Raw genomic sequence first — 18,805 nt, 5'->3', positions numbered from 1 at the left:
CATGACGAAAGAACTCCGCCGTCTCAGCATCGTGATGCTGTTCATGTTCATCTCGCTCTTCGCGGCGACCAGCTGGATTCAGGTGGTCGAGGCCGATGCCCTCGGTCAGAACAGCCACAACAAGCGCACACTGCTCGACAGCTACGAGATCCAGCGCGGATCGATCATCGTCGACGATGTCGCGATCGCCTCGTCGACCCCGTCGGACGACACCTATCAGTTCCAGCGCGTCTACACGGATGCCGCCATGTGGGCCCCCGTGACCGGGTACTTCAACCCGGCGCTGCAATCCGCGACCGGCATCGAGCGGGCCATGAACGCCGACCTCTCCGGTACCGGATCGAGTGCGTTCTTCGCTGAGATCGAGCGGATCCTGTCAGGCCAGCCGCAGAGCGGATTCAGCGTCGAGCTGTCGCTCGACACCGCCGCGCAGACCGCGGCGTACCAGGCCCTCGAGGGGCTCAACGGCGCGGTCGTGGCGATCGAGCCCAAGACCGGACGCATCCTCGCGATGGCCTCGACCCCCGGATTCGACACGAACCAGCTCGCGACCCACGACGCGGATGCCGCGAACGCGACCTACGACCAGCTCGTCGACGACCCAGCCAAGCCGCTGTCGAACCGGGCGATCGCCGGTGACCTCAATCCTCCCGGATCGACGTTCAAGCTCGTCGTGGCCGCCGCCGCGTACGAGTCCGGCAACTGGACTCCCGACTCGACCCTGCCGAACCCCGCGCGCTACACCCTCCCCGGCTCCACGAACACCGTGGCGAACGCCTGGGGCGGCGCGTGCGGCAACGGCGACACCGTGACGATCTCCGAAGCCATCCGGCTGAGCTGCAACATCCCGATGGCCGAGCTCGCCGTCGAGCTCGGCGACGACGCGATCCGCGAGATGGCCGAGAAGTTCGGCTTCAACAAGAGCTTCTCGACTCCGCTGGAATCCACGCCGTCGAGCTACCCCCGGGCACTCGACGACGCGCAGACCGCGCTCACCGGCTTCGGCCAGGGACAGGTCACCGCGACTCCACTGCAGATCGCGATGCTGTCGGCCGGAATCGCCAATGACGGCGTCGTCATGAACCCCCGCCTGGTCGACACCGTGATCGGCAACGACCTCTCGGTCGTCAGGGCGTACGACGACTCCGAGTTCGGCCGCGCGTTCGATGGCACGATCGCCGATCAGATCACGGCATCCATGGTCGCCAGCGTCTCGAACGGGGCTGCGCAGGGTGCAAGAATAGACGGGGTCGATGTAGCCGGGAAGACCGGTACGACCGAGAACGGGAACAAGCCTTACACGTTGTGGTTCACCGGCTTCGCGCCGGCGGACGACCCCGAGGTGGCAGTAGCGGTCCTCGTCGAAGACGGCGGTGGACAAGGGCAGTCAGGATCCGGCGACACCATCGCCGCTCCGATTGCAAAGAAGGTCATAGAGGCGGTGCTGGGCAGATGAGACCGACGCAGGGTGTGTCGTTCGGTGGTCGCTACGAGCTGCAGTCGCGTATTGCGATCGGCGGCATGGGCGAGGTGTGGGAGGCGACGGATCACGTCATCGGCCGCACCGTGGCCATCAAGATCCTCAAGGACGAGTACATGGGGGACCCCGGGTTCCTCGAGCGGTTCCGCGCTGAAGCGCGCCACGCCGCACTCGTGAACCACGAGGGCATCGCGAGCGTCTTCGACTACGGCGAGGAGAACGGCAGCGCCTACCTCGTCATGGAGCTCGTGCCCGGCGAGGCGCTCTCGACCGTTCTCGAACGCGACGGCGCGCTGAGCGCCGACAAGACCCTCGACATCGTCGCGCAGACGGCATCCGCTCTGCAGGCCGCCCACGCGGCCGGTCTCGTGCACCGTGACATCAAGCCGGGAAACCTGCTGATCACGCCCGACGGACGCGTGAAGATCACCGACTTCGGCATCGCCCGCATCGCCGACCAGGTGCCGCTGACGGCCACCGGCCAGGTCATGGGAACGGTGCAGTACCTCTCTCCGGAGCAGGCTTCGGGACACCCGGCCTCCCCCGCGACCGACACCTACTCGCTGGGAATCGTCGCGTACGAGTGCCTCGCGGGCAAGCGCCCGTTCACGGGTGAGTCGCAGGTCGCGATCGCGATGGCGCAGATCAACGAGCAGGCTCCGCCGCTGCCGCCGACCGTGCCGATCCCGGTGCAGAACCTCGTCATGGCGATGATCGCCAAGAAGCCGGCCGACCGGCCCTCGTCCTCCGCCACGGTCGCCCGTGCCGCGCAGGCTCTGCGTCGCGGTGACCTCAACTCCGCCGCGATCGCGGTTCCGGCCATCGCGACCGGTGGTGTCGCCTCCGACGACGCCACCCGACTGCTGACGGCATCGGGCGACGACGGCACGACTCGCATCCTTCCCACCACGGCTCAGCTCCCCACGGGAGAAGAAGCCCTGGAGGACGGCGAGAAGAAGAAGAAGAAGCGCAGCCCGTGGACGTGGCCGCTCATCGCCCTCATCGCCCTGCTGGTCATCGTGCTCGGCGGAACGGTCTTCGCGCTGATGAACCAGGGCGACGGCGATCCGAAGCCGACCGATTCGGCGACGACCAGCCAGACGCCGAAGCCGACACCGTCCGAGACGCCGACGCAGAAGCCCGAGCAGGTCGACGTCGATGCCCTCGGCCTCGAGGGCATGCAGTGCGAGGCAGCGCGTGCGGCCGCGGTTAACGCGGGTCTGCAGGCCGAGTGCGTCGTCGGCAACACCGTCGCTCCGAGCGCCAACCAGGTCGGGACCGTCGAGTCGGTCCAGCCCGGTGGCAATGTGCCCGCGGGGACGCTCCTCACCCTCACGACGTACAAGGAGCAGGTCCAGGTCGGCAAGCCGACCGGAACCCCGACCATCGCAGGGACCGCGACCGAGGGTGTTGCCGTCACGCTCAACTGGCCGAGCTTCGAGTGCCCGTCCGGCACTCCTGCACGCTCCGCCTTCGAGGTGACGCTGACCAATGCGACGTTCTCGGGCGGCAACCCCGGCGAGTCCATCCGCAGCTTCGGTCCGAGCGTGCTGTCGACGCAGATCATCCCCGGCACCGCCGGTCAGAGCATCACGGCCACGTACCGCGTCTTCTGCGGAAGCGACATGCCGTCCGCGCAGTCGGACGCCATGCAGGGCGTGATCATCCTTCCCGCCACACCGGTCGACGACGGCGAAGGCGAAGGCTGATCCGCCGCACGCAACGTAGTCTGGGACAATTCATCAGGTCGTATCAGGGGGTCAGTACGTGTCGACAGAGCAACGCGTTCTCGCGGGCCGCTACCGCGTCGACGAGCTCATCGGTCACGGTGGCATGGCGAAGGTGTACCGCGGGTACGACCTGACCCTCGGCCGCGCCGTCGCCATCAAGATCCTCGACCCCGAGCTCGCCCGCGATACCGCGTTCCGCACGCGCTTCCGTCTGGAGGCGCAGTCGGCGTCCCGCATGTCCCACCCCTCGATCGTGCGGGTGTATGACGCGGGTGACCCGTCGACCACCGACAGCAGCACGGACGAGCCTCCGTACATCGTGATGGAGCTGATCAGCGGCACCCTGCTGAAAGACATCATCGCGAAGGGACCCGTGCCCGTCGAGGATGCCGTGCGCTACGTCGACGGCATCCTCGAGGCCCTCGATTACTCGCACCGCGCGGGCGTCGTGCACCGCGACATCAAGCCGGGCAACGTCATGGTCACCGACAAGGGCCAGGTCAAGGTCATGGACTTCGGCATCGCCCGAGCCGTGTCCGACTCGTCGTCCACTGTCGCCGAGACCACGCAGATCATCGGCACCGCCGCGTACTTCTCACCTGAGCAGGCCAAGGGCGAGCCCGTCGACGCACGGGCCGACCTCTACTCGACCGGTGTCGTGCTCTACGAGCTGCTCACGGGACGCCAGCCGTTCCGCGGCGAATCCCCCGTGGCCGTCGCCTACCAGCACGTCAGCGAGACCCCGGTCCCGCCGACCGAGGTGAACGAGGACTCCCCCGGAGCCCTCGACCCGATCGTGCTGCGTGCCCTCGCCAAAGATCCGTACCAGCGGTATCCGGATGCTGCGCACTTCCGCGCCGCGCTGGACTCCGCGGTCTCGGGTCAGGCGCCGAGCCGCAAGGAGCTCGGTGCTCTCACGAGCGAGCTCTATGGTCCCAGTCCTCGCGCGGCGCAGGAGACCGCCCGCTCGCTGCGGCAGCTGAGCACCGACACGACCATGGCGCGCACGCAGTCGGGTCCGCCCGTCGCGTGGATCTGGGCCGGTGTCGCGCTGCTGGCCGTGCTGCTGGCGTCCGTGCTGTTCTGGGTCTGGACGATCAGCATGCGCCCCGACGAGATTCCGTCGAGCTCACGTGTCGTGCCGGATCTCGTCAACGTCTCATCCGAGCGCGCTCAGGAAGACCTCGGCAAACTCGACCTCACGGCCAAGCTCGTGCTCGAGTCGAGCAGTGACATCGTCGAGGGCAATGTGATCCGCACCGATCCCGAGGGCGGCACAGCCGTCAGCGAGGGCGATTCCGTCACGGTCTACGTGTCGTCGGGCAAGGAGACGGTGGTGGTCCCGGTGTTGGAGGGGCTGTCGCTGTCCGCGGCCAAGGATGCTCTGGCCGCCGCCGGGCTCCAACTCGGCACGGTGATACAACGCAACGACAAGGGCCTGGCGGCCGAGACCGTCATGGAGGCCAGCGAGACCGCCGAGAGCGAGGTCGCACCGAAGACGGTCGTGAACCTCGTGGTCGCGAGCGGTCGCGTCACGCTGACCGACGTCACCGGCTGGACGATGGAAGCCGCCCAGGCCGAACTCGAACGCATCGGTCTGAGCGCGAGCCCCGTCGAGCTGACGGATTGCGCGCCGACGAACCCGCCGACCGTGGCGTCGATGTCGGCCGCCCCCGGTGACGTGGCGATCGGCTCGACCGTCGAGCTGCGCTACTGCGTCGCCGCGGGCTGATCAGGCTCGCGACAGCGGATGCAGATCGGCTGATCGCGCCACGGCATCCTCATCGCCGCACAGCTCGAGCCAGTTCGCGAGCAGCCGGTAGCCGCCCTCTGTGAGCACGCTCTCGGGGTGGAACTGCACGCCGAGGATCGGCAGGTCAGTGTGGGCGAGAGCCATGACGGTTCCGCTCTCGGTGCGCGCGGAGACGATCACGTCGTCCGGGAGCGCCGATTCGGCGAGCGCAAGCGAGTGGTAGCGACCGACGGCGAACGGTGAGGGGATGCCGGCGAACAGCGCCGAACCGTCGTGGGTGGCCCGCGACGCCATCCCGTGCATCAGCTCAGGCGCCTCGGTCACCGGGGTGCCGAACGCCTCGCCGATCGCCTGGTGCCCGAGGCACACGCCGAGCAGCGGCATTCGGAGCCGCGCCGCGATGTGCACGGCGTCGAGCGACGCTCCGGCATCCGCGGGCCTCCCGGGCCCCGGCGAGAGCATGAGGGCGTCGAACCCGGGCAGCAACTCATCGAGTCCGGCCGCGTCCGTGGCATCCGCTTCGATCAGCGTCACGTCGGCGCCGAGCTCGCGGAGGTACCCTACGAGGGTGTGCACGAAGCTGTCGTGGTTGTCCACGACCAGCACGCGGGTCATTCGAGGTCGACCTCACCCGGGGTGATCAGAGGGCTCACCCAGGGGAACACGAACCAGAACAGGCCGTAGAGCACGGCGGTGATGAGCACGAGCAGGAAGAACAGCTTGAGCCACCACGGGCCGGGCAACAGGCGCCAGAGTGCGGCGTACATGGGTCGTCTCGTTCCGTTCGGCTAGATCGACGGCGCGGCCGGCGGAGGGGGCGGGTCGGTGAGCGCCGCGGGCGGACCCTCGGCACGGGGCTGGAAGCTCTCGTACACCCCGTAGGCGACGATGCGCTCGGCGAGCGAGTAGAGAGGGGAGCAGGCGGTCAGCGTGATGTACTTCTCGCCGGTCGCGACTCCGGGCATCTGCGGCACGTCGAGGAGCACCTCGGTCTGGGTCGGCTTGACGTACTCGAGTGTGCGGAAGCGGTAGGTGAACCAGCCGTCGGGCGTCTCGACGACGATCGCGTCGCCGACCTGCAGCTTGTCGAGCTGGTTGAAGGGCTTGCCCCAGGTGGTGCGGTGGCCGGCCATGGCGAAGTTGCCCACCTCGCCGGGCATCTTCGAGTCCGTGTAGACGCCGATGCCGAGCTTGTCGAGCGTGCGGGCACGGCTGGTGCCGCCGTAGATCCCGACGTTGTACTCGGAGCCGAATCGCGGCACGTGCATCTGGCCCAGCAGCTGGGTGTCGGCCGGAGGCGCCGGGATCACCGGCTCGTACATCGTCGTTCCGTCATCGGTCTCGACGACGGGAGGCAGCTCGGGCGTGGGACCGCTCGCCCACTCCTGCGAGACGGCTGCACCCTCGTCGTTCTTCTGAGCGCTGATGATGATGTCGCCGATCCACATCTGCCACGCGACGAACAGGAGCACCAGCACGCCTGCCGTGAGCAGGAGCTCACCGAGCACGCTCGTGAAAGTGGCGCGCGATCGAGGGCGGCGGCGGTGTGCACGTCGCTCCCCCGAGACGACGGATGCAGTCATGGCGCGATCTTATCCCGCTGACCTGAAGTCCAGCCGTGGTCGCCTGATTCTCCGTGGGATATAGGACTTTTGGGTACACTGTGGGAATGGCACGCGACCGCAAGACCGAAGAACCCGAAGCTCCGCGCAGCGAAGGCGAAGCCGCACCCAACGCCGTGTGGTTCAAGCCGGTGATGGTCGGCTTCATGCTGCTGGGTCTGGCGTGGATCCTCGTGTTCTACATCTCGGGCATGCAGTTCCCGATTCCGGGTCTCGACAACTGGAACCTCGCGATCGGCTTGGGCATCGCCCTGATCGGCTTCCTCATGACCACCCGCTGGCGCTGACGCCCGCTCCTCTTCTTCAGAAGGCCCCTCTCGTCTCGGCGAGAGGGGCCTTCTGCATAGTCAGGGCGCTCTCTGAGGAGCGCTCGATCACGACCTGAACCCGACGCTTGGCCCGGGGGGTCTCGCCTAGGCTCTGCACATGGGACTCAGCTTTTCGTTCTTGGTCTATTCGCGCACTGGCACGATCGACCTGTCCCGCCCCACCGAGCCGCAGGAGGCAGACGCGGTCATGCACCGGCTGTTTCCCCGGACCCCGTACCGCCGAGGCTCTTCGCGCCGCTTACTCGACGTGTGCTTCCCACCCCGCCCGACTCCAGCGGTCGGTGTTTTCGAAGACGGCGTTCTCATCGCAACTCGTGATGCGCATCTCTACGACCCGCCGATTCTGAATCCGCGCTACTTCAAGCTCGACGAGTGGGCGGAGATCCGCCTGCTGACGGCGTACTCAGTCAACGACATGTTCGCCTACGGTCACTGGTCAGCCTCGAACCTCGTCCGATCCTTCTCGGTCAACGCGACGGCAGGGGTCTGGGATGACACGGGAAGCCCGGAGGAGTTCGAAGGAGTCAGACCCGTCGGCGATGAACGATGGCTCGAACTGTGCAACGCAGCATTGGCCTCAAGTCTGAACCTCGCAGGCGATGCCGGGCCGCGCCTCGCCAACCCTGTGGACTGGGACGACGTCGCGCTCTACACATACGCCAGGGCAGACAGGCCGTGAACCCCGAGTTATCCACAGGTTATCCCCAACATGGGGAGAATTACACAGATGTTATTCACACCCGTTAACAACCCTGTTAACAACTCTTGATCAGGAATAAACCGTCGTGATCAGGAATGGGGGCAGGAAGGCGACGATCAGAACCAGTGCCACGACGACGGCTGCGAGCAGCACGATCTGCAGTGTGCGCTGCTCTCGACGACGCGTGCGGGTGAGGATGAACGCGACGAGCGCGCCGACGATCACTCCGCCGAGGTGCGCCTGCCAGGCGATGTTCTGTTGGAACACGAACCCGATGACGAAGTTGATGCCGAGGATCACCAGGATCCCGGTCACGTTCGCGCCGATGTGTCGGCCGATGATGAGCAGGGCGGCCATCAGGCCGAAGACCGCTCCAGAGGCGCCGACTGTGGCGCCCGACGGGTCGAGCACGGCGAGCGCGACCGAGCCGCCGAGGCCGCTGATCAGGTAGAGCGACAGGAATCGCACCCGACCGAGCATGGGCTCGAGGCTCTGCCCCAGCATCCACAGGGCGAGCATGTTCAGCGCGAGATGCAGGAACCCGCCATGGGCGAAGACGGCCGTGAGAAGTCGCCACGGCTCGAAGGGAAGGAGCGAGAGATCGGGGTACAGGTACCTCGGGGCGAACAGCAGTTGCTGCGTGATGAGGTCCCCGACACCGGGAATCAGCTGAAGCAGCCCGATGAACGACGTGACCGCCAGCAGCACATAGGTGACCATCGGCCGGCCGCTGCGCACGGTGGCTGTCGCGGTGTTGCGCCCGCCCCAGCGGCGTTCGGCCTTCTTCTGGGCAGGAGTGCGGTTCTTGCGCTCTGCAGCCATGCACTCGGGGCAGATGACCCCGACTGCTGCCTGGGTCTGGCACTCGGGGCAGATGGTGCGCAGGCACCGCTGGCAGAGCACGAAGCTCTGCCGATCCGGATGCCGGTAGCAGAAGTTGTCGCGGTTGTCCGCGAACTCAGGCGTCGTCATCCGGATCGGCCAGCGTCGGCGTCAGGCCGCGACGATGTCGATCGACTGCAGCACGACCGGCTCGATCGGGCGGTCGCCCGCTGCGGTCGGCACGGCGGCGATGGCGTCGACGACGGCCTTGGAGGCGTCATCGGCGACCTCGCCGAAGATCGTGTGCTTTCCCTGGAGCCAGGGGGTGGGGTCGGTCGTGATGAAGAACTGCGAGCCGTTGGTGCCCTCGGCCTTGCCGGTGATGGCGTTGCGACGCAGGCCCGCGTTGGCCATGGCGAGGATGTAGGGCTCGTTGAAGTTGAGCTCCATGTTGATCTCGTCGTCGAAGTTGTAGCCGGGGCCGCCGACGCCCTGTCCGAGCGGGTCGCCGCCCTGGATCATGAAGTTCGGGATGATGCGGTGGAAGATGACGTCCGAGTAGAGCGCGCCCTCGCCCGGCTTGCCGGTGGCGGGGTCGGTCCAGGACTGGGTGCCGTCGGCCAGGCCGACGAAGTTCTTGACCGTCTTCGGAGCGTGATCGCCGAAGAGGTTGATGACGATGTCACCGTGGTTGGTGTGCAGGGTTGCGACATGAGAAGCGTGAGCCATGCACTCATTCTCGCAGAGCTTCCCATGAGTTGGCCCGCCACTACCGCTGTTCAGCCCTCGGCGCAAGGGTTCGGCGATTCCCTCCCCCCATCCAGGGTCGCGTGGCAAGATGGGGAACCCGTACTCCAATCGACAGGAGAGCATCGTGAGCATCAGCCGCAAGCGGAAGAAGGAACTGCGTCGTCTTCAGGCCGACGCTAACCAGCTGTGGGAGAACCAGCAGGTCCTGGTCGGCCACGCCGCCGACGTCGCCCGCGAGGCCGGACGCCAGCTCGGCCACTTCGGCCGCGAGCAGGTCGGTCCTGTCGTGCAGGACACCTACAACCGTCGCGTCGCGCCGGTCGTCGACCGCGGGGTGCGCTTCGGCCACCACGTCGTCGATGACAAGGTCGTTCCGATCGTCGGCGGCGTCGTCGGCACCGCGCTCACCGCGTGGGACGTCGCGAACGCCAAGCGCGAGGGTGTCGTCAAGAAGGTCAAGAAGGCCACCCAGCCCGAGCCCAAGGGCCCGAGCGTCGGTTCGGTCATCGCCCTGATCCTCGGAGTCGCCGCCGCTGCGGGCGTCCTCTACGCCGCCTGGCAGGCACTGCGCGCCGATGACGAGCTCTGGGTCGCAGACGACCCGCTCTCCGCTCCCGACGCGTGACCTCGACATCGGAGTCCCCGGCCGCTGAGCCGGGTGATCTCCATGCTCGGGTGAGGGATGCCGCGGCTTCACGCGGCCTCGACATCGAGATCCGTGAGCGGCCCGCCGCTCGCAGTCTCTTCGAGGCCGCGGAGCTGCTCGGCATCCTTCCCTCCGGGATCGTGAAGACGCTCGTCGTCAAGCGATCCGACGACACCTACCTGTTCGCGCTGGTTCCAGGCGGCCGGTCGATCTCGTGGCCCAAGCTGCGTGCGGTCGTCGGTGTCAACAAGCTCCGTCTGCCCGAGCCCGATCTCGCCCTCGCGGCGACCGGCTACGAGCGCGGCACGATCGTGCCGATCGGCAGCACCACCGACTGGCCCGTATTCGCCGACGAGTCGATCGTGGGCCAGCGCATCGCCATGGGCGCCGGAGCACACGGGTACAGCCTCTTCGTCGATGCCGACGACCTGATCTCGGCTTACGGCGCGACCGTCGCCGACATCTCGGTGCCCCAAGAGCCTCGCGACTGACCTCCGTCGCGCTCTCGTCAGAGGATTCCGGCCATCCGCAGCGCGATGTCGACGAGCTTGACGCGCTGCAGCTCGGAGACCGACTTGCGGGTGAACCACTCGGCCATGTCGGTGGAGCCGTCGGTCTCGAAGCTCAGCTTTCCTCCGCTGACCGTCGCCCGGTAGACGATGCGAAGCGTGTGCAGCGGCTGATCTGATGGGGTCACGCGCTGACCTGCCGGGATCACCCGCGAATGGATGCCGAGCAGCTCGCCGACCTTGACGGTGTAACCCGTCTCCTCACGGAGCTCCCGCCGGACCGCGTCCTCCGGAGCCTCGCCGGGTTCGAGACCCCCGCCGGGCATGGTCCACGCGACGCGGCGCCCCTCGGTCCAGCGCGCCAGAAGTATGCGCCCGTCGTCATCGGTGACGACCGCGTATGCCGCGACCCGCATGTCCATGCCATCACACTAACGCCACGCCGATGCCCCCACGCCACCTGTGTCCGCGAGCCCCTGTGGGCATTCACACATCGATCAGGAATCGAGAAGCACAGCTGACCGCCTCGTCCGTAGTGTGAGGGACATCGCAGTTCACCCCGTGAAAGGAGTCGGCCATGGCTGACAATGAGAAGAACTTCAGTGCCGAAGAACGCGAGGCCATGAAGGAGGCTGCTGCCGACAAGCGCAAGTCACGTTCGCGGGCGAAGAAGACCCCCGAGGAGGTGCGCGCCGAGGGAGTCGCCGACCTCGAGGCAGCCGTCGCGAAGCTGCCCGACGAGAAGGATCGAGAGCTTTCGCTGGCGCTGCACGCCCTCGTGACCGAGGTCGCCCCCGAACTGATGCCGCGCACGTATTACGGCATGCCGGCGTGGGGCAAGGACGGCAAGGTCCTCTGCTTCTTCCAGCCGGCGAGCAAGTTCAAGGTCCGCTACGGCACCTTCGGCTTCGAGCCGATCTCGAACCTCGACGACGGCACCATGTGGCCGACCGCGTACGCGCTGCTCGACCTCACTGCCGCGAACCGCGCGGTGCTCACCGACCGCATCCGCCTCGCCGTGAGCTGAGTCGCCTATCCCGGGCGGCGGCCCGCGCAGTAGCGTGGATGCCGTGAGCACACTGCCGTTCCCCGCCTCCGTGTACGCCGCCCGACTCGACCGCGCAGCATCCCTCGCCGCCGACGCCGGCCTCGACGCCATCATCGTGGGTCCTGGCCCCGATCTGCAGTATCTGGTCGGCGTCGAGGGAGACACGATCGAGCGGCTGACTGCACTCGTGCTCGGACCGGGACTCGCGCCCACGATCGTCGTTCCGCGGATGGAGCTCGCGAAGGTGCGCAGCACAGCTGTCGGCGAGCTCGGTCTCGCCGTGTCCGACTGGGTCGACGGTGAGAATCCGTACGACCTCGTGGCCGCAGCTCTCGGCGCCGTCTCCCGCGTCGGCGTCTCCGACGCTCTCCCCGCCCTGCACGTGATCCCGCTCGCCGAGCGGATCGGCGTGCGCGTCGAGCTCGCGACCCCCGTGCTGCGTGAGAGCCGGATGATCAAGGATGCCGACGAGATCGCCGAGCTGCGAAGGGCCGGCGCGGCGATCGACGCCGTGCACCGGCGCGTGCCCGAGTGGCTGCGCGCCGGACGGACGGAGCGCGAGGTGGCCGCCGACATCGCCGAGGCGATCGTCACCGAGGGTCACCGCACGGTCGAGTTCGTGATCGTCGGCTCGGGGCCGAACGGTGCCGATCCGCATCATGAGGTGTCTGACCGGGTGATCGACGACGGCGAGGTCGTGGTCGTCGACATCGGGGGTGCGGTGCCCAGCGGATACAACTCCGACAGCACCAGGACATACGTGGTCGGGACGCCCGACAGTGACGCCGCCGAGCGTATCGCCGTGCTCGTGCGCGCGCAGCAGGCCGCCGTCGACGCCGTTCGACCCGGTGCGACGGCGGAAGAGGTGGATGCCGCCGCACGACAGGTCCTGACGGACGCCGGACTCGGCGAGGCGTTCCTGCACCGCACCGGCCACGGCATCGGCGTCTCGGTGCACGAGGAGCCGTACATCGCACCGGGCAACGACCTCGTGCTGCGCGAGGGCATGGCGTTCAGCATCGAACCCGGCATCTACTTCGCAGGGGAGTGGGGTGCGCGCATCGAGGACATCGTCGTCGTGACCGCCGATGGGTGCGAGCGGCTGAACGTCGCGCCGCACGACCTCAGAGCTGTCTGACGACAGAGGGATTCTGACGACAGAGGCCGCCCACCCCCGGGGACGGGGTGGGCGGCCTCTCTTTTCCGGGGGAGTGGGGCAGGGGCTATGCCTCCACGCGCCGGCGGCGCATCACCAGCACGCCACCTGCGGCGAGGAGCAGGAGCAGCACCACGATCGCCGCGATCGGGACCACGCCTCCGGTGCCGGCGAGTCCGCCGCCTGCGGACGCCGCGGCCGTGACCGTGAGAGGCGCCTCCGCACTCAGGTCGGATGCTGCGCCGACGGCGATGAGCGTGTGGGCGCCCACCTCCGCGTCCGCGGGCACCGTGACCTGGATGCGGAAGGCACCTGTGCCGTCGGCAGTCGCCTGACCCAGTCGGATCGGCTCGGAGTGGAGCGTGATCGTGACGACCTCGCCCGCACCGAACCCGCGACCCGTGATCTCGAGGCTTCCGCCCTGGACCACGCTGCTCGCTCCGGTCACGAGCTCCGCGTCGAGCACCGGAGTGCTCCGCACGTCGATCGTCAGCGGCGTCGACTCCGACGGGCGGAAGGCACCGGGGTCGGAGGGGACGAACCGCGCCACGAAGGTGTGCTCGCCCGACGTCGCGATGGTGACATCGGCCGTGGCGATGCCGGCCGAGACGCTCGCCGATCCGACGATCTGGTCGCCTTCGAGGAACTCGACCGTGCCGGCCGCGCCCGCGGGCTTCACCGTCGCGATCAGCGGGATCGATTCGCCCGCGACCGGGTCGTCCGACCCCGAGGCCAGCGTCACCGAGGTGTTCTTCGGAGCAGACGGATCGCCGACGACCAGGAGCGATGCCCTCGCCTCGACCTTCGACACGTCACCGAGGGCGACCACGGGGTGATCCCCGTCGACGGCACCCGCCGGCACGACGATGTCGCCGCTGATCTCGCCATCCTGCCCGGCCTCCGCGATCACCGGTTCCGCGTCGTCGATGCGGATCGAGACGTTCTCCCCCGGCGCGAAGCCGGTGCCCGTGATCGTGACCGTCTCTCCGGGTGCCGCCTGAGCGGGCGCCTGGATCTCTGGTGCGTACTCGGGCTCGGGATCGACCACCGCGATCTGCAGCTGCGCGTCGGCGGACTTCACACCGTCGTCCGCCGTGATCGTCACCGTGTAGGTGCCGGCCGTGGCATAGGTGTGAGTTCCGGTGATCGCGCCGTCCACGATCTCGACATCCGCGACGGGTGATCCGTCGCCCCAGTTGATGATCGCCGACGTCTCACCGGCGCCACCGGTGATCGTCGCCAGTTCGGCGTCGAACTCCTCACCGGTGATCTGACCGTCCACCGTGCCCGCCGTGACCGTGAGGTCGGCGGTCGCCGAACGGTCGCCGTCGGAGGCGAGCGCGAAGATGTGCACGCGGCCGTCGTTGAGCTCTCCCGGCTCCTTCGGCATCGTGAGCGATTCGACCACCTTCGGCGCACCGTCTCCGTCCACCGCAAGGGTGATCGGGGCCGTCGCGTAGATCGCCGTGTTCTTCACGCTCGACTCGGCGCCGGTTCCCGAGAGTCGCCCCTCGGAGATGGTGAGCACGGTGTTGCCCTTGTAGGGGTTTCCGGATGCGCCGACCCAGTCGCCCAGGCTGATCATCACCTTCTGCTCGGTGCCGTCGGTGAAATGCAGCGTCGCCTCCGAATCGCGGTTGCTCTCGGTCGCGGTTCCGATGAACGCGATCTGCGTCGCACCGGAGCCGAGCGACACACGCACATCCTGTCCCTCGCCCGTGATGTTGTCAGGCGCGCCCGCCGGCACCGCCGGGAGGTCGTACGTCAACGTCGTGCCGGGCACGGTGAGGGTCTCGCCCTGAACGAAGCCGTCGGCGTTGATCTTGTCGCGGAAGTACCCGTGGCCCTGCGAATCGCAGTTCGCCGCGGTGACTCCCAGATCGCCGATGCAGACGTTGTTGAACGCTCCGACGAACGTCTCGTCGCGGAAGGCCGTGACGGTGGCTGTGGCCTGCGCCATCGCGCCGTTCGAGTCGCGCACCGTCACGACGGCCGAGTACGTGCCGGGAGCGGTGAACGTGTGCGGAGCACTCACCTTCCATCCGCCCAGCGCATCACGGGTCAACGCCACGTCCGTGACCTCGACGCCGTCGCCGTAGTCGACCGTGACGTCGTAGCCCGACGCATCCGTCTCAGTGCCGACGACCGTCGCGAGCGAGCCGGTGAACTCGGTGTCGACCGCCACACGCTGCGGAGCGCCCGCCGCGACGGAGAGTCCTTCTGCCGAGGATGCGGAGGCGAACAGCTCGACCTCTGACAGCGACAGTGCGGAGCCGCCGGTCTTCGCCGTCAGCTTGACGCTCGTGTAGCCGCCCGCGCCCGTCGCCGTGAACGGCCGGGTCTGCGAGTCCCACGTGAAGGTCTCGCCCTCTCGACTGTCGAGCTCGGTCCAGGTGGTGCCGTCGATCGATCCGGAGAGCGTCCAACTCGACGGCGCGCTGCCCTTCGCCGCACTCGTCAGCGTGTACTGACCGATAGAGACGGGTCCGGACTGCGAGGTCCAGACGAGCTCGGCCGTGTCCCCCGCGAACGTCACGGTCGAGTTCATGTTGTCGTCGACGAGGGAGCCGACGGGGGTGCCGTCGGATGCCGCGAGAGTGCCGCGACCCGGCTTGGTCGCGTCGACCAGGGTCGTCGGGATCTCGAGGTCTTCGTCGAGATCCTTCGCGCCCCACGCCGACGGGTCGGCGCTCATCGTGAAGTCGAGCGTGCCACCGGAGCGCAGCAGGTCTCCGTCGAAGGTCGTCTCGTCGATGGGCGTGCCGTTGATGCTGACGCCTGCCACGTAGTCCTTGCCGGACGATGCGCCGGAGGCGTTGATCACGAGGTCGGAGCCGCCCAGCGACAGGGTCGCGCTGTCGAACAGCGGCGTGCCGATCGTGTAGTCGCCCGAGCCCACCTCCAGCGGGTAGAAGCCGAGTGCCGAGAACACGTACCAGGCCGAGAACTCGCCGTTGTCCTCATCACCCGGGTAGCCCTGTCCGATGTCCGACCCGACGAAGAGTCGGTCCTGGATGTCGCGGATCAGCTCCTGCGCCCCCGACGGGTCGCCTGCTTCGGCGAGCACGTAGGGGATGTGGTGCGCGATCTGGTTCGACATCCCCAGCATCCCTAGCCGCACGTCGCGTGCTTCACGCGCCTCGTGGATGCCGGAGTAGTCGGCCTTCTCACGCACGGTGAGGAACTCGTGCATCACGTCGACGAGCTCCTGTCGTCCGCCGTAGAGGGCGGCGAGTCCGTCGACGTCGTGCGGAGCGTGGAAGCCGAAGGTCCAGGCGCTCGCCTCGGTGAACGCACCGCCCCAGGCCTTCTTGTCGAAGTCCGCACCCGACGTCCAGGAGCCGTCGGAGTTGCGCGAGGTGAAGGTCCCCGCCTCGGGGTTGTACATCTCGACGTAGTGCTCGGCACGGGCCTCGAAGTACGTCGCCTCCTCCTTCAGCTGCTCGACGCGCTCTGCAGGCGTGTTCGGGTCTTCGGAGAGGGCCTTCGCCATCTCGGCGATGCCGAAGTCGTTGATGTACCCCTCGAGACCCCACGATGCGCTCTCGTGCGTGGTCTCCTCGGTGTACCCGAGGAAGATCGACTGAGCGAGGCCCTTCCGCCCGACGGCATTGGATGCTGGGAGCACTGTGGCGTTCTTCACGGCGGCGTCGTACGCCTCGAGTGCCGTGTCGGTCGTGAGCGCACCTGCGAGGTACGCGTCGGCGAAGGCGACGTCGGAGCTCGTGCCGGTCATCAGGTCGGCATAGCCGGGAGACGACCACCGAGCGACCCAGCCGCCGTCGCGATACTGCTGCACGAATCCGTCGACCAGCTCTTCCGTGACGTCGGGGTACAGCAGCGAGTAGAGCGGCCATGCCGTGCGATAGGTGTCCCAGAAGCCGTTGTTGACATAGATCTTGCCGTCGACGATCTTGGCGTTCGTCTGGGTGTCGGATGCGGCGCCGGTCGTCGCCGACACGGGACTCGCGTACTTGTAGACCGGGTCGGCCTCGGTGCCGGTGTTCTCGAACTGCGAGTTCGGGTACAGGTTCAGGCGGTACAGGCTCGAGTACAGCGTGACGAGCTGGGTGTCGCTCGCTCCCACGACGTCGTGCACCACGCCGAGGCGGTCGTTCCATGCGTCGCGCACGGCGGCGTGCGCCTGGTCGAACGAGACTCCGTCGAGCTCGAACTCGTGGTTCTTCTCCGCCTGGTCCTGCGAGATGAACGACGACGACAGCCGAAGCTCGACGGTGCGGTCGGACGTGGTGTCGAAGGCCGCGTAGCGAGCGGTGCCGTTGCGGTCGCCCTGGGTGGTCGCTCCAGCCGTGGCCGGCTCCCTGTCGAACGTTCCGTAGACGAACATGCGCGTGCGTCCGGGCCATCCGGATCCGCCGTCGACCCACCCCGAGACCGTGTCGCCGCTGATCGTCAGCTTCGACGAGTTCACAAGCTGATCGATGAGGATGGAGCTCGTGTCGCCGGTGAACTCGAAACGGTAGATCGCGCCGTGGTCCGTCGCCGTGACGTCGGTCCGGATGCCGTTGTCGAAGTCGACCGAATAGATGTCGGGCCGCGCGGTCTCGTTCTCGTGGTGGAAGGTGAGCTTTCGATCGTTGAGCGATGACGTGGGGTTGCCGTTCGCGGCGGGCAGCACCGCGATCTGGTTGCGGTCTCCCATCCAGATGCTCGGCTGGTGCGAGAATCCGATGCCGTTGAGCGCTGGCAGGTTCTGCGCGTTGTTCGCCCGCTGGTACTGGTAGATCGTCCCGACGTTGTCGGCGTTGGTCATCGGGGTGATGAAGTTGAAGCCGTTGGGCCAGGCGGTCGCGGGAAGGTTGTTGCCGCGCGAGAAACCACCGGTCGAGTTGGTGCCGCGGCGCGTGTCGACGTACGACACGAGTCCGTCGGTGTCGTCGCGCTGCTCTGCCGCCCCGATCGCGACATCGTCGAGCCAGCCGCTGAAGGCCGTGGCACCCGTGGGAACCTCGACGCCCTTCACATCGGTGCCCGGGTGGTCGTAGCTGAAGACGATGTCATCGACGGTGCGCCCCGCGAACTGACCGAGATCGACGGTGACCTTGTTCCACTGGTTCGGCCAGAGCACGTTGGCCTGGCCCTGCTGCCGCGCATTCGCGCCGTAGCCGTACGAGTCGACAGCGCCGCTGGTCGAGAGCCGGGTGCCGTCGTCGAAGGTGAGGTCGACGGCCACGAAGGTGGCGGCGTAGGTCTGCTCGCCGTCGAGCACGGGGAAGACGAGGTACGAGAGCTCGCTGTCGCCCTCGACAGCGATGTCGACGCCGTCGTAAAGGACGCTCGTCGACGATGCGGGGCCGGCGTCGAGGTGGCGGCCGACGTACTGCAGCGCCTTGGTGCCGGTGAAGCCGACGCCGGTCTTGGCGGTGTCGGAGCTCGTGGGGCCGTTGCCGATCTGCAGCATCAGGTCGGACGCCTCGGGCGTCGCGCCGGCCACGGCGATCGGCTCCCACCCGGCGAGCTGCACGATGTTCTTGCTGGGGGTCTTCGTGGCGAGCACGTCGAGACGGTAGTAGAGATACTCGGTGCTCGGAGTCGCGAGTGTGAAGGTGCGCGTCTCGCCGCGGCCGGAGAACAGCTCACCGCTGCGCTCGTCGACGGTCACCCAGTCGGTGCCGTTCGTCGACCCCTGCACCCGGAAGTCCTTCGGGTCGCGGTCGGGCTCGTCGTTGCCCGAGGTGAGCGTGTAGCTCGTCATCGGCTGGGGCGCTGCCAGCTGGTACTGCACCCACGCCGTGTTCGTGAACGCGAGCCACTTCGACGCCGAGTTGCCGTCTGCGACGAATGCTGCGGCCTCGTTGGGCGTGTTCTGCGCCGAGGCGGTCACGGCGGTGACGCTGCCGAGCACGCTGCCCGGCGTGAAGCGGCTCCCGGTGACGTTGACGGCCTCGCCCGTACCCGCGAGCGCGGGGGCCGTGTCAGCGGCTTCGAATGACGACGCGAACGTCGTCTCGCCTGCCGCGGCCGATGCCGAGATCGGCGTCAGCATGGCCAGTCCGACCGTGGCGGCGACGCCGGCTGCCGCCCACGAACGGCGGGCGGATCGTGCGTTCCTCGGGCTGGGGACCCTCATGGTTGCTCCTCTGAACTCCACTGCAGTGTGTCGTCTGTCTGTCGCGGACCGTCTGAGATGCCGCGTGACGATATGACATCGCTGTCATATGCTGAGGACGCTATCACAGCGCGCGGGATGCGGGGAAGAGCCGCGTGCGAAGACCTACCCGCGATAATGAGCTATCCAC

General features: G+C 67.7%; 16 protein-coding genes. 9 read left to right on the top strand and 7 right to left on the bottom strand.

The genetic code is table 11. From position 1 onward, the window contains the following. The first annotated feature begins 1 nt into the window (after position 1). The 3 genes from RQG77_RS16410 to pknB are packed head-to-tail and all read left to right on the top strand — an operon-like array spanning position 2 to position 4,942. Complete coding sequence (locus RQG77_RS16410) at positions 2 to 1,456, top strand: penicillin-binding transpeptidase domain-containing protein (protein ID WP_311245690.1); 1,455 nt, start codon at positions 2 to 4, stop codon at positions 1,454 to 1,456. After that, positions 1,453 to 3,189 (top strand): protein kinase domain-containing protein, encoded by a 1,737-nt coding sequence (locus RQG77_RS16405; protein ID WP_311245689.1) that lies wholly within the window; start codon positions 1,453 to 1,455, stop codon positions 3,187 to 3,189. The genes RQG77_RS16410 and RQG77_RS16405 overlap by 4 nt, the downstream gene beginning before the upstream one ends. Before the next feature lie 58 nt (positions 3,190 to 3,247). Further along, positions 3,248 to 4,942, top strand: coding sequence for a Stk1 family PASTA domain-containing Ser/Thr kinase (pknB, locus tag RQG77_RS16400; protein ID WP_311245688.1), 1,695 nt, complete (start codon positions 3,248 to 3,250; stop codon positions 4,940 to 4,942). Here the strand turns inward: pknB and RQG77_RS16395 are convergent, their stop codons facing one another. From RQG77_RS16395 to RQG77_RS16385, 3 genes are read right to left on the bottom strand one after another with little or no spacing between them, the layout of a single operon-like run. Beyond that, positions 4,943 to 5,578 (bottom strand): glutamine amidotransferase-related protein, encoded by a 636-nt coding sequence (locus RQG77_RS16395; RefSeq protein ID WP_311245687.1) that lies wholly within the window; start codon positions 5,576 to 5,578, stop codon positions 4,943 to 4,945. Further along, the gene (locus RQG77_RS16390; protein ID WP_311245686.1) at positions 5,575 to 5,730 is read right to left on the bottom strand and encodes a hypothetical protein; all 156 of its coding nucleotides are present in this window, start codon (positions 5,728 to 5,730) and stop codon (positions 5,575 to 5,577) included. The genes RQG77_RS16395 and RQG77_RS16390 overlap by 4 nt, the downstream gene beginning before the upstream one ends. 21 nt (positions 5,731 to 5,751) lie before the next feature. Continuing rightward, positions 5,752 to 6,546, bottom strand: a complete 795-nt coding sequence (locus RQG77_RS16385; RefSeq protein ID WP_311245685.1) for a class E sortase — start codon at positions 6,544 to 6,546, stop codon at positions 5,752 to 5,754. Between the two features lie 86 nt (positions 6,547 to 6,632). On the opposite strand from RQG77_RS16385, the gene RQG77_RS16380 reads away from it, so the two are divergent. Both RQG77_RS16380 and RQG77_RS16375 read left to right on the top strand, forming a co-directional pair. After that, on the top strand, positions 6,633 to 6,872 hold the full coding sequence (locus RQG77_RS16380) for a cell division protein CrgA (protein WP_056310927.1): 240 nt from the start codon (positions 6,633 to 6,635) through the stop codon (positions 6,870 to 6,872). Positions 6,873 to 7,011: 139 nt separating this feature from the next. Further along, positions 7,012 to 7,593 (top strand): DUF6928 family protein, encoded by a 582-nt coding sequence (locus RQG77_RS16375; RefSeq protein WP_311245684.1) that lies wholly within the window; start codon positions 7,012 to 7,014, stop codon positions 7,591 to 7,593. 90 nt (positions 7,594 to 7,683) lie between these two features. Here RQG77_RS16375 and RQG77_RS16370 read toward each other — a convergent pair whose 3' ends face one another. Together RQG77_RS16370 and RQG77_RS16365 are read right to left on the bottom strand one after the other, a co-directional pair. After that, a complete protein-coding gene (locus RQG77_RS16370; RefSeq protein WP_311245683.1) occupies positions 7,684 to 8,586 on the bottom strand; it encodes a rhomboid family intramembrane serine protease in 903 nt (300 codons plus the stop codon). A gap of 21 nt (positions 8,587 to 8,607) precedes the next feature. After that, positions 8,608 to 9,165 carry a peptidylprolyl isomerase gene (locus tag RQG77_RS16365; protein ID WP_056511528.1) on the bottom strand — a complete coding sequence of 186 codons (558 nt, stop codon included), beginning with the start codon at positions 9,163 to 9,165 and terminating at the stop codon, positions 8,608 to 8,610. Positions 9,166 to 9,310: 145 nt separating this feature from the next. Here RQG77_RS16365 and RQG77_RS16360 point away from each other — a divergent pair, with 145 nt between their 5' ends. Together RQG77_RS16360 and RQG77_RS16355 are read left to right on the top strand one after the other, a co-directional pair. Next, positions 9,311 to 9,811 carry a hypothetical protein gene (locus RQG77_RS16360; RefSeq protein ID WP_056312058.1) on the top strand — a complete coding sequence of 167 codons (501 nt, stop codon included), beginning with the start codon at positions 9,311 to 9,313 and terminating at the stop codon, positions 9,809 to 9,811. A 50-nt stretch (positions 9,812 to 9,861) separates the two neighbouring features. After that, positions 9,862 to 10,323, top strand: a complete 462-nt coding sequence (locus RQG77_RS16355; RefSeq protein ID WP_311245770.1) for a YbaK/EbsC family protein — start codon at positions 9,862 to 9,864, stop codon at positions 10,321 to 10,323. Between the two features lie 17 nt (positions 10,324 to 10,340). Here RQG77_RS16355 and RQG77_RS16350 read toward each other — a convergent pair whose 3' ends face one another. Continuing rightward, complete coding sequence (locus RQG77_RS16350; protein ID WP_311245682.1) at positions 10,341 to 10,763, bottom strand: NUDIX hydrolase; 423 nt, start codon at positions 10,761 to 10,763, stop codon at positions 10,341 to 10,343. 155 nt (positions 10,764 to 10,918) lie between these two features. Here RQG77_RS16350 and RQG77_RS16345 point away from each other — a divergent pair, with 155 nt between their 5' ends. After that, positions 10,919 to 11,368, top strand: coding sequence for a DUF1801 domain-containing protein (locus tag RQG77_RS16345; RefSeq protein WP_056511536.1), 450 nt, complete (start codon positions 10,919 to 10,921; stop codon positions 11,366 to 11,368). A 43-nt stretch (positions 11,369 to 11,411) separates the two neighbouring features. After that, positions 11,412 to 12,527 (top strand): Xaa-Pro peptidase family protein, encoded by a 1,116-nt coding sequence (locus tag RQG77_RS16340; RefSeq protein ID WP_311245681.1) that lies wholly within the window; start codon positions 11,412 to 11,414, stop codon positions 12,525 to 12,527. A gap of 85 nt (positions 12,528 to 12,612) precedes the next feature. Here RQG77_RS16340 and RQG77_RS16335 read toward each other — a convergent pair whose 3' ends face one another. After that, positions 12,613 to 18,636, bottom strand: coding sequence for a GH92 family glycosyl hydrolase (locus tag RQG77_RS16335; protein ID WP_311245680.1), 6,024 nt, complete (start codon positions 18,634 to 18,636; stop codon positions 12,613 to 12,615). Between the last annotated feature and the right edge of the window lie 169 nt (positions 18,637 to 18,805).

It is taken from the genome of Microbacterium sp. WCS2018Hpa-23, from assembly GCF_031843845.1.
In the GTDB taxonomy this organism is placed as follows: Bacteria; Actinomycetota; Actinomycetes; order Actinomycetales; family Microbacteriaceae; genus Microbacterium.
The sequence above is the reverse complement of the archived record's forward strand: the minus strand, read 5'-3'. Positions and strand labels throughout refer to the sequence as shown.